Raw genomic sequence first — 10828 nt, forward strand, 5'->3', positions numbered from 1 at the left:
AAAAAAAATGAATACGAGAATATCAATCGTTTCTGTAATAGAGACATCATCATAGGAATGGCAAAAACTCAGGCGCCCTAACTTAGCAGTCGTTTCCGCTTGGGCACCTGAGATTCTGGCTATGAGGCGGATAGACGGGCGCGACTCAAGGTCGCGCAGGTGAATCAGCCGCGGTGTCGCGATTCCACTGCGTTGCGCAGGGTATCGATCAACGCCTGGATACGGGCGTGTTGCATTTTCATCGAAGCCTTGTTGACCACCAGGCGCGAGCTGATCGTGGCGATCAGTTCCTGAGGTTCCAGGCCGTTGGCGCGCAGGGTGTTGCCGGTGTCGACCACGTCGATGATCTTGTCGGCCAGACCAATCAGCGGTGCCAGTTCCATCGAGCCGTAGAGCTTGATGATGTCGACCTGACGGCCCTGCTCGGCGTAGTAACGCTTGGCGACGTTGACGAATTTGGTCGCCACGCGCAGACGGCCCTTGGGCTCGGGCGCGCCGATCTTGCCGGCGGTCATCAGTTTGCACTGAGCAATTTGCAGGTCCAGTGGCTCGTACAAGCCCTGGCCCGTGTATTCCATCAACACGTCTTTACCGGCCACGCCGAGGTCGGCCGCGCCATGCTCGACATAGGTCGGCACGTCGGTGGCGCGCACGATCAGCAGGCGTACGTCTGGCTGAGTCGTGGGAATGATCAGCTTGCGGCTCTTGTCCGGATTCTCGGTCGGCACAATGCCCGCTTCAGCGAGAAGCGGCAGGGTGTCGTCAAGGATGCGGCCCTTGGACAGTGCGATGGTCAACATGGGAAACGTCAGTCCTTATCAAGGTACTCATGTCCGGTCGCAATCGGCGCCGGACACACATCGAGGTTTTCACGGATGAAAACCTCGATTCGAAACGAATTCAACGGACACGTCCCTGTGTCCACATGCAGCGATTAGCCCGGAACGCGACGGATCTTGGCGCCCAGCATCTGCAGTTTTTCTTCGATGCACTCATAACCACGGTCGATGTGGTAGATGCGGTCGATCAGCGTATCGCCTTCGGCAACCAGCGCCGAGATCACCAGGCTGGCCGAAGCACGCAGGTCGGTTGCCATTACTGGCGCGCCCTTGAGTTTTTCGATGCCGGTGACGATGGCCGTGTTGCCTTCAACCTGGATATGCGCGCCCATGCGGTGCAGTTCGTAAACGTGCATGAAGCGGTTTTCGAAGATCGTCTCGATCACCGCACCGGTGCCTTCGGCAATGGCGTTGAGCGAGATGAACTGCGCCTGCATGTCGGTCGGGAACGCCGGGTACGGCGCGGTGCGCACGTTGACCGCTTTCGGGCGCTTGCCGTGCATGTTCAACTCGATCCAGTCTTCACCGCAGGTGATTTCTGCGCCGGCTTCACGGAGCTTTTCCAGAACGGCTTCGAGAATGGTCGGATCGGTGTCCTTGACCTTGACGCGGCCACCGGTCACGGCAGCAGCGACCAGATAGGTGCCGGTTTCGATACGGTCAGGCATGACCTTGTAGAAAGCCGAACCCAGACGCTCGACGCCATCAATGGTGATGGTATCGGTGCCAGCACCGGAAACCTTGGCGCCCATGGCATTGAGGAAGTTCGCCAGGTCAACCACTTCAGGCTCGCGAGCGGCGTTCTGCAACACGCTGCGGCCCTTGGCCAAAGCAGCGGCCATCATGATGTTTTCGGTACCGGTCACACTGACGGTATCGAAGAAGAAGCTTGCACCACGCAGGCCACCCTCAGGCGCCTTGGCCTTGATGTAACCGCCTTCGACGTCGATGACTGCGCCCATGGCTTCGAGGCCACGGATGTGCAGGTCAACCGGACGCGAACCGATGGCGCAACCGCCAGGCAGTGCGACTTCGGCTTCACCGAAGCGCGCAACCATCGGGCCGAGCACCAGGATCGACGCACGCATGGTTTTCACCAATTCGTACGGGGCGATCAGGGTCTTGATGGTGCGCGGATCGATTTCGACGCTGAGTTTCTCGTCGATCACCGGCTCAATGCCCATGCGACCGAACAGTTCGATCATGGTGGTGATGTCGTGCAGGTGCGGCAGGTTGGCCACAGTAACCGGGCCATCGCACAGCAAGGTGGCGGCCAGGATCGGCAGGGCAGAGTTCTTTGCCCCGGAAATGCGGATCTCGCCATCAAGACGAGCGCCACCAGTAATAATCAATTTATCCATAAGAATCTCGACGCCCTTAGGCTCAGGTGCGCTCGGCCCAGGCCGCGCTGCTGAAAAATTTCATAGTAACCGCATGGATGCTGCCATCGGTGATCCATGGGTTCAAATGGGCATAGATCTGCTGCTGACGCTTCACCGGGCTCAACGCCGCCAGTTCATCGCTAATCACGTTCAGCTGGAAATTGCAGCCTTCGCCCTCAACTTCTACCAACGTTCCGGGCAGCTTTCCTTCTAGGAAGCTCTTCACTTCTACGGCCTGCATGCTCAACCTCAATCGGCGCCCTGTGCGCACGGGTCGGACATCATACAAAAAAGCCCCGCGCCTGCGAACCCCGCATGGCAGGACTCTGACGGGGGGCTTCTTTAATGATGCGGGTTCAAGGTTGCGCCAAGAGTTCAGTCAGTTCACTGACCTGAGCAATTTCGCGCATGTCTTCGGGCATCGCACGGATGCTGACAGCCTTGCCGGCCGCCTGTGCATCGCGCATGAAACACAGCAGCAACGACAAACCGACGCTGCTGGACTTCTTCACGGCCGAGCAGTCGATGACCAGCGAAGACGCTTTGCTGGACTTGATCAGCGCCTGACCTTCTTTACGCAGGTCAGGCCCGGTGCGGTAATCCAGCACACCGCTGAGCAAGAGCTCGTCGACATCACTCATACGAACTGCCGCCTCACTCATTGCGCTGGCTTCTCGGCAGCTTTTTCGGTGGTCTGCTTGGCCTTGGCCACTTCACCGGCCCAACCATTGATGGTCGCGTCCAGGTTGTTGCCATTGCGCTGCATCGCGTCAGCGAACTGATCACGGAACAGCTTGCCGATATTGATGCCGTTGATGATCACGTTACGCAGCTTCCACTCGCCGTTGATCTTCTCAAGCGTGTACTGCACCGGATAAACCGCACCGCTGCTGCCCTTGACGGTCATGCCGACACTGGTGCGGTCGCCCGACTCATCCTTGGCAGGATCAACCGTAATGCCCTGGTTGTTGTACTCAAGCAACGCGTTACCGTAGAACTGGAACAAACCCTTCTTGAAGTTCTCTTGAAAGGTCTGCATCTGCGCCGGGGTTGCCTTGCGCGAATACTTGACCGTCATGATGCTTTTGGAAATGCCTTCGGCATCCACCACTGGCCCGACGATATTGTTGAGCGCCGCATAGAAATCAGTCGGATCCTGCTTGTATTTCTCTTTGTTGGCAGCCAGATCAGCCAGCAAACGGCTGGTTGTGTCCTGAACCAGTTCATGGGCCGACGTTGCAGCCACGGCGTTACCCATCAAAGGCAGGGCCGCCAGTAACACCAACAGGCTGCGTCGCAAGATAGAGATCATTCAAAAGCTCCTCATTTGGCGTCTTTGCTAACGGTATTGAGCAGGAATTTACCGATAAGGTCTTCAAGTACCAGAGACGACTGCGTGTCGTGAATGGTTCCGCCGTCCTTCAGTTGGGCGTCTTCTCCGCCTACGCTGATACCGATGTACTTCTCACCCAGCAGGCCAGCGGTGAGGATAGATGCTGTCGAGTCGGTCGGCAGATTGTCGACGCTTTTGTTCACCTGCAGGGTCACCCGGCCGGTGAAGCTGTCGCGATCCAGATCGATTGCCGTGACTTTGCCGATGGTTACACCGGCCATGGTCACTTTGGCTCTGACCGTCAAACCGGCGATATTGTCGAAATAGGCATAAAGTTTATACGTATCGGTGGTCGAAGTCGGAGACAGGCCACTGACCCGCAACGCAAGCAGCAACAAGGCCAGGATCCCTGCCAGCAGGAACAGGCCGACACCGATTTCCAGGGTGCGGTTTTGCATCAGAAATCTCCAAACATCAAAGCGGTCAGAATAAAGTCCAGACCCAGTACTGCCAGCGAGGCAAACACTACGGTCTTGGTGGTGGCACGGCTGATACCCTCGGAAGTGGGCTCACAGTCATAGCCTTGGAATACGGCGATCCAGGTCACGACGAAGGCGAAGACAATACTTTTGATGACGCCGTTGAGCACGTCACTGGTGAAGGTCACGCTGTTTTGCATGTTCGCCCAGTAAGACCCTTCATACACACCCAGCCAATCGACAGCGACCCACGAACCGCCCCAGATGCCCACCACGCTGAAAATCATTGCCAGCACCGGCAGGGAAATGAAACCGGCCCACAGTCGCGGGGCAATAATGTATTTGAGCGGGTCGACACCGATCATTTCCAGGCTGGAAAGCTGTTCGGTGGATTTCATATTGCCGATTTCTGCGGTCAACGCCGAACCGGCGCGCCCGGCGAACAACAATGCGGTCACTACCGGGCCAAGCTCACGCAGCAGCGTCAGCGCAACCATTTGCCCTACCGCCTGCTCCGAACCGTAACTCGACAGAATGCTAAAGCCCTGCAACGCCAGAACCATGCCGATGAAGATACCGGAGACCACAATGATCACCAGCGACATGACGCCGACCGAATGCAGTTGCTTGACCAGCAGGCCAAAACCGCCACTGATGCCGCCACGACCAACCAAAGCGTGAAACAGGAACAGCGTCGCCCGACCGAACACCGCAATGGCGTCGATCGCCGCTTCGCCGAACCGGCGCACGCGTTCTATTAATGAAATTCTGCGCATCAGCGCTTCCCCAGAAGATCTGCGCGGTAGTCCGTCGCTGGAAAATGGTACGGCACCGGGCCATCGGGATTACCGGACATGAACTGACGGATACGCGGCTCGTCCGAGTTCATCAACTCGTCCGGCGTGCCCTGCCCCAGTACCTGACCATCACCCACTACATAGATGTAGTCGGCAATGCTCGCGGTTTCTGCCAGATCGTGGGACACCACGATACTGGTAATCCCCAGCGCATCGTTGAGCAGACGGATCAGACGCACCAGCACGCCCATGGCGATCGGATCCTGACCGACGAACGGTTCGTCATAAAACAGAATCTGCGGATCAAGCGCAATCGCCCTGGCCAGAGCCACACGACGCTTCATGCCGCCGGAGAGCTCATCGGGCATCAGGTCGATAGCGCCGCGCAAGCCGACCGCCTGCAATTTGAGCAGGACGATGTCGCGGATCATTTCTTCCGGCAACTGGGTATGAACGCGCAGGGGAAAAGCGACGTTCTCGAAAACATCGAGATCGGTGAACAGCGCGCCGCTTTGAAACAGCACACCCATGTGCTTGCGCGCATCGAACAGATCGCTGCGCGAAAGCGCAGGCAGGTTCTGACCGTTGACCCAGACTTCGCCGCTGGCCGGGCGCAACTGAGCCCCCATCAACCGTAGCAGCGTGGTCTTGCCACACCCGGAAGGCCCCATGATGCCGGTGACCTTGCCGCGCGGGATGCGAATATCGACGTTATTGAAAATGCTGCGCGCACCGCGCTTGAAGGAGACTCCCTTCAGCTCGACCGCGTAGGCGTTATCGGCACTCATCTAAACTCCTTGCGATGCAGCCTCTCACTCGGACGCCTGACTTTAGTTAAAAAGCACGTACGTCCCGGGCAGGCCGAACTGGCGGCGAACTATATCACTGCAAAGGCCAAGCGCCCAAGGCTTGTGCCGGCCCGTATTCAGCGAGATGACAGGTCCGGTGGCGCTTTTGCCGTGTTTTGGTAACGATGGATGACAAAGCATGACGAACTTGCGTGAGGCTTTGCTACATAACCGCTATAATCGCCGCCTTTTCATCGGGCTATACGATTTCTGACATGAGCCAATCCAGCGACCTGATTCAATCGGCACAACGCACCATCCGCCTCGAAGTGGAAGCCGTACAAGGCTTGTTGCCCCATATCGACGCCGATTTCGTACGCGCTTGCGAGATGATTCTGGCCAGCAAGGGCCGTGTGGTAGTGGTCGGCATGGGCAAGTCCGGGCACGTCGGCAACAAGATTGCCGCGACCCTGGCCAGCACCGGCACTCCGGCCTTTTTCGTCCATCCAGCCGAAGCCAGTCATGGCGACATGGGCATGATCACCCGCGATGACGTGATCCTGGCCCTGTCGAACTCCGGCTCGACCAACGAAATCGTCACCCTGCTGCCATTGATCAAGCGCTTGGGCATCCAGTTGATCAGCGTCACCGGCAATCCGGCCTCGCCGTTGGCCAAAGCCGCCGAAGTGAACCTCAACGTTCACGTCGAGCACGAAGCCTGCCCGCTGAACCTGGCGCCCACCTCCTCGACCACCGCAGCCCTGGTCATGGGCGATGCCCTGGCCGTGGCATTGCTGGAAGCTCGCGGCTTTACCGCTGAAGACTTCGCCTTCTCTCATCCAGGCGGCGCCCTTGGCCGCCGCCTGTTGCTGAAAGTGGAGCACGTCATGCACGCCGGGCAGGAATTGCCTCAGGTGCAGCGCGGCACGCTGCTCAAGGACGCACTGATGGAAATGACCCGCAAGGGTCTGGGCATGACCGCCATTCTAGAAGCCGACGGCAAGCTCGCCGGGATCTTCACCGACGGCGATTTGCGCCGCACACTGGATCGCAGCATCGATATTCGTACTGCGACCATCGACCAGGTGATGACAGCCCACGGCAAGACCGCCCGGCCCGAGATGCTCGCCGCCGAAGCCCTGAAAATCATGGAAGACCACCGAATCAACGCACTGGTAGTTGTCGACGAGGAGGATCGCCCGGTTGGCGCCTTCAACCTCTCCGATCTGCTGCGCGCAGGAGTCATGTAAATGAGCACCGATCTGCTGCAACGCGGCAAAGCGATCAAACTGGCAGTTTTCGACGTCGATGGCGTCCTCACTGACGGGCGCCTGTACTTTCTTGAAGACGGTAGCGAGTTCAAAACCTTCAATACCCTCGACGGTCAAGGCATCAAAATGCTCATGAATGCCGGCGTGCAGACCGCCATCATCAGCGGGCGCAAGACACCCGTGGTCGAACGTCGAGCGAAAAACCTCGGTATTCCGCACCTGTTTCAGGGACGCGAAGACAAATTGGTGGTTCTGGACGGTCTACTTGAGCAACTGGGCCTAAGCTATGAACAAGTCGCCTACCTGGGCGACGATTTGCCTGACCTGCCGGTGATCCGCCGTGTCGGGCTGGGCATGGCCGTCGCCAACGCTGCTGATTTCGTCCGCGAACACGCCCATGGCGTTACCCGCGCCCGAGGCGGTGAAGGTGCTGCCCGCGAATTCTGCGAATTGATCCTGCGCGCCCAGGGCCGCCTCGATGCGGCCAACGCCGCGTACCTGTGAGCCAAACCATGTTCAGCAAAAAATTTCGTAACTTCCTGCTGTTCGGCTGCATCGCTGCGCTATTTGCAGCGGTCGGCTACTGGAACATCAGCCCGGAACGCTTCCTCGACAAGCCTCCGGCCACGTCCGCGGAAAACCCTATCGACTGGTATGCGACCAACACGCGTACCGTGCAATACCTGCCGGATGGCAAAGTGCAGTATGAAATGACGTCCGACAAGGCCGAGCACGTCAAGGCGACCGACGTCACGCTGGTTACCAAGCCCGACCTGAACATGTACCGCGGAACGGATTTCCCGTGGCACGTGACCAGCGATCGCGGCGAAGTGAATTCGGGCGGCACCGAAGTCGAATTGATCGATTCGGTACGCATCAAGCGCACCGATGAAAAGAAACGCGACACGCTGATCACTTCCACTCGCATGACAGTGTTCCCACAGCGGGAATATGCGCAGACCGAGCAACCCGTTAGAATCGAGGGCGCTGGCGGTGTATCGACTGGCGTAGGAATGAAAGCGTACCTGAAGGAAAGCAGGATACACCTGCAATCGAACGTAAGAGGACAGTATGAGGCTCGTTAAAACCCTCCCTATTTTGCTCAGTCTGGGCGCAGCACTGGGAAGCGTGAGCGCCTGGGCTCTGCCGAACGATCAAGAGCAGCCAATCCGCATTCAGGCCGACGATGCCCAGCTGGACGACAAGAACGGCGTTGCTACCTATAAAGGTGACGTGATCATCACTCAGGGTTCGATGATCGTCAAAGGCAACACCGTGACCATCACCCGCACCTCGACCGGTGATATTGACGTTGTGACGTCGGTGGGCAACCTCGCCTACTTCGAGCAACTGCAAACGGCTGGCGACACCAAACCTGTTCAGGGCTGGGGTGTGACGATTCAGTACCACGCTGCGCAAAATCGCGTCGTACTGATCGATAAGGCCAAGGTTGTCGATAAAGACAGCAACACCACCCAAGGCGAGAAAATCGTCTATGACACCGTGAAGAAACTGGCCAGTGCCGGTCGCGCTACCGGCAGCAAAGTCACCGAAGCGCGTCCGCGCATCGACATGGTGATCCAGCCGAAGAAGAAAACCGAAGAGAAAACCCAGTAATGGCAACTCTGAAAGCTCAGCACCTGGCCAAGGCCTATAAAGGCCGCCAGGTTGTGCGTGACGTCAGCCTGTCGATCGACAGCGGTCAGATCGTCGGTCTGCTCGGCCCTAATGGTGCCGGCAAGACCACGTGCTTCTACATGATCGTCGGCCTGGTTCAGGCTGATCAGGGACGTGTACTGATCGATGATCTGGACGTCAGCCACCAGCCGATGCACGGTCGTGCAAAGGCCGGTATCGGCTATCTGCCGCAAGAAGCGTCGATCTTCCGCAAACTGTCGGTGGCCGACAACATCATGGCCATCCTCGAGACCCGTCAGGAACTCGACAAGGCCGGTCGTCGCAAGGAGCTTGAGAGCCTGCTGCAGGAATTTCACATCAGCCACATCCGCGACAACCTCGGCATGAGCCTGTCCGGTGGTGAGCGCCGCCGGGTGGAAATCGCTCGCGCGTTGGCGACTGCGCCGAAATTCATCCTGCTCGACGAACCGTTCGCCGGTGTCGATCCGATTTCGGTCGGCGACATCAAGCAAATCATCCACCATCTCAAAGCCAAGGGCATCGGTGTTCTGATCACCGACCACAACGTGCGCGAGACGCTGGACATCTGCGAAACCGCTTACATCGTCAACGACGGTCAACTGATCGCCGAAGGTGACTCCGCTACCATCCTGGCCAACGATCTGGTCAAGGAAGTGTATCTGGGCCACGAATTCCGACTGTAAGCGTAAAGTGCCCGGTGAGCCGCCCGGGTGCTGTATCGATTCAAGCAGGATTTAATACGCTTTAATTGTTACAGCGCTCTAGGCAAACACTTCAGTTTCAGGCATATAATTTGCTTAAGTTTGGCGCTTCGGCGCCCTGTAGTGGATGGCGCATCGCGCCGGCGAATAAGGTGTTAAGCCCCTGCCATGAAACCATCGCTAGTCTTGAGAATGGGCCAGCAGCTGACGATGACACCGCAGCTGCAACAGGCCATCCGTCTGCTCCAATTGTCGACCCTGGACCTGCAACAGGAAATCCAGGAGGCTCTGGAATCAAATCCGATGCTCGAACGCCAGGAAGAAGGCGAAGACTTCGACAATGCCGATCCTCTGGCTGACAACGCCGAACAGAAGCCCAACACCGAGATCCAGGAACCCTCCTATCAGGAAACCGCCCCGACGGTGGACAACCTCGAGGAAGGCGACTGGAGCGAGCGCATCCCCAACGAGCTTCCGGTCGACACGGCATGGGAAGACGTCTACCAGACCAGCGCCAGCAGCCTGCCGAGCAGTGATGATGACGAGTGGGATTTCACTACCCGCACTTCAGTTGGCGAAAGCCTGCAAAGCCATCTGCTGTGGCAATTGAACCTCGCCCCGATGTCCGACACCGATCGACTGATCGCCGTCACCCTGATCGATTGCATCAACAATCAGGGCTACCTGGACGAAACCCTCGAAGAGATTCTCGAAGCGTTTGATCCGGAACTGGACATCGAACTGGACGAGATCGAAGCCGTTCTGCACCGCATCCAGCAGTTTGAACCCGCCGGCATCGGTGCCCGCAATCTCAGCGAATGCCTGCTGCTGCAGTTGCGCCAGCTATCGGCCAAGACGCCTTGGCTGACTGAAGCGAAACGTCTGGTCAGCGATTACATCGACTTGCTCGGCGGCCGCGACTACAGCCAGTTGATGCGCCGCATGAAGCTCAAGGAAGATGAACTGCGCCAGGTCATCGAACTGGTACAGAGCCTCAATCCACGACCGGGCTCGCAAATCGAATCAACCGAAGCCGAATACGTCGTCCCGGACGTCATCGTGCGCAAGGACAACGAACGCTGGCTGGTCGAGCTGAATCAGGAGTCGGTGCCACGTCTGCGGGTCAACGCCCAGTACGCGGGTTTTGTGCGTCGCGCCGATACCAGCGCCGACAACACGTTCATGCGCAATCAGTTGCAGGAAGCCCGCTGGTTCATCAAGAGCCTGCAAAGTCGCAACGAAACCCTGATGAAAGTTGCCACCCAGATCGTCGAGCATCAGCGCGGCTTCCTGGAATATGGCGACGAAGCCATGAAGCCGCTGGTCCTGCATGACATCGCCGAGGCGGTCGGCATGCACGAGTCAACGATTTCCCGGGTAACCACGCAAAAATTCATGCATACCCCGCGCGGTATTTATGAACTGAAATACTTTTTTTCCAGCCACGTCAGCACCTCCGAGGGCGGTGAATGCTCGTCCACGGCGATCCGCGCGATCATCAAAAAACTTTTTTCGGATGATATTCTTTTATTGAATTTGTGTGATTGATAGTTTTGTTGTTTTTTGTAGGCTTATGTTT

13 protein-coding genes and 1 pseudogene are annotated in these 10828 nt (G+C 57.8%); 6 read left to right on the forward strand and 8 right to left on the reverse strand.

From position 1 onward, the window contains the following. Window positions 1-164 precede the first annotated feature (164 nt). The 8 genes from hisG to ACIQVE_RS25825 all read right to left on the reverse strand — a co-directional run bounded on the left by hisG (window position 165) and on the right by ACIQVE_RS25825 (window position 5618). Entirely contained in the window at window positions 165-800 is a 636-nt protein-coding gene (gene hisG / locus ACIQVE_RS25790) for an ATP phosphoribosyltransferase (protein ID WP_053117119.1), read from the reverse strand. A 134-nt stretch (window positions 801-934) separates the two neighbouring features. Beyond that, the gene (gene murA / locus ACIQVE_RS25795) at window positions 935-2200 is read right to left on the reverse strand and encodes a UDP-N-acetylglucosamine 1-carboxyvinyltransferase (RefSeq protein ID WP_150604404.1); all 1266 of its coding nucleotides are present in this window, start codon (window positions 2198-2200) and stop codon (window positions 935-937) included. Between the two features lie 22 nt (window positions 2201-2222). Further along, window positions 2223-2462 carry a BolA family protein gene (locus ACIQVE_RS25800; protein ID WP_007912386.1) on the reverse strand — a complete coding sequence of 80 codons (240 nt, stop codon included), beginning with the start codon at window positions 2460-2462 and terminating at the stop codon, window positions 2223-2225. 115 nt (window positions 2463-2577) lie between these two features. After that, window positions 2578-2883: a lipid asymmetry maintenance protein MlaB gene (locus ACIQVE_RS25805; RefSeq protein ID WP_402813917.1), complete on the reverse strand. Its 306-nt coding sequence runs from the start codon at window positions 2881-2883 to the stop codon at window positions 2578-2580. Then, window positions 2880-3533 (reverse strand): phospholipid-binding protein MlaC, encoded by a 654-nt coding sequence (locus tag ACIQVE_RS25810; protein ID WP_402813919.1) that lies wholly within the window; start codon window positions 3531-3533, stop codon window positions 2880-2882. Before ACIQVE_RS25810 ends, ACIQVE_RS25805 begins: the two co-directional genes overlap by 4 nt. Window positions 3534-3544: 11 nt before the next feature. Beyond that, window positions 3545-4012, reverse strand: coding sequence for an outer membrane lipid asymmetry maintenance protein MlaD (gene mlaD, locus ACIQVE_RS25815; protein WP_402813922.1), 468 nt, complete (start codon window positions 4010-4012; stop codon window positions 3545-3547). Further along, on the reverse strand, window positions 4012-4809 hold the full coding sequence (gene mlaE / locus ACIQVE_RS25820) for a lipid asymmetry maintenance ABC transporter permease subunit MlaE (protein ID WP_402813924.1): 798 nt from the start codon (window positions 4807-4809) through the stop codon (window positions 4012-4014). The genes mlaD and mlaE overlap by 1 nt, the downstream gene beginning before the upstream one ends. Further along, on the reverse strand, window positions 4809-5618 hold the full coding sequence (locus ACIQVE_RS25825) for an ATP-binding cassette domain-containing protein (RefSeq protein ID WP_402813927.1): 810 nt from the start codon (window positions 5616-5618) through the stop codon (window positions 4809-4811). Before ACIQVE_RS25825 ends, mlaE begins: the two co-directional genes overlap by 1 nt. Window positions 5619-5893: 275 nt before the next feature. Here ACIQVE_RS25825 and ACIQVE_RS25830 point away from each other — a divergent pair, with 275 nt between their 5' ends. From ACIQVE_RS25830 to ACIQVE_RS25855, 6 genes and pseudogenes are all read left to right on the forward strand, one after another. Continuing rightward, a complete protein-coding gene (locus ACIQVE_RS25830) occupies window positions 5894-6868 on the forward strand; it encodes a KpsF/GutQ family sugar-phosphate isomerase (protein ID WP_402813930.1) in 975 nt (324 codons plus the stop codon). Then, a complete protein-coding gene (locus ACIQVE_RS25835; protein WP_042557670.1) occupies window positions 6869-7393 on the forward strand; it encodes an HAD family hydrolase in 525 nt (174 codons plus the stop codon). It abuts the gene before it with no gap. 8 nt (window positions 7394-7401) lie between these two features. Then, window positions 7402-7974: an LPS export ABC transporter periplasmic protein LptC gene (gene lptC / locus ACIQVE_RS25840; protein ID WP_402813932.1), complete on the forward strand. Its 573-nt coding sequence runs from the start codon at window positions 7402-7404 to the stop codon at window positions 7972-7974. Further along, the gene (gene lptA, locus ACIQVE_RS25845) at window positions 7961-8506 is read left to right on the forward strand and encodes a lipopolysaccharide transport periplasmic protein LptA (protein WP_402813935.1); all 546 of its coding nucleotides are present in this window, start codon (window positions 7961-7963) and stop codon (window positions 8504-8506) included. The genes lptC and lptA overlap by 14 nt, the downstream gene beginning before the upstream one ends. Continuing rightward, window positions 8506-9231, forward strand: coding sequence for an LPS export ABC transporter ATP-binding protein (gene lptB / locus ACIQVE_RS25850; RefSeq protein WP_042557667.1), 726 nt, complete (start codon window positions 8506-8508; stop codon window positions 9229-9231). The genes lptA and lptB overlap by 1 nt, the downstream gene beginning before the upstream one ends. 186 nt (window positions 9232-9417) lie before the next feature. Then, a pseudogene (locus ACIQVE_RS25855) lies at window positions 9418-10762 on the forward strand (RNA polymerase factor sigma-54); the annotation flags it as partial. Window positions 10763-10828 lie beyond the last annotated feature (66 nt).

Source organism: Pseudomonas sp. NPDC098747, assembly GCF_044760045.1.
Lineage (GTDB): Bacteria > Pseudomonadota > Gammaproteobacteria > Pseudomonadales > Pseudomonadaceae > Aquipseudomonas.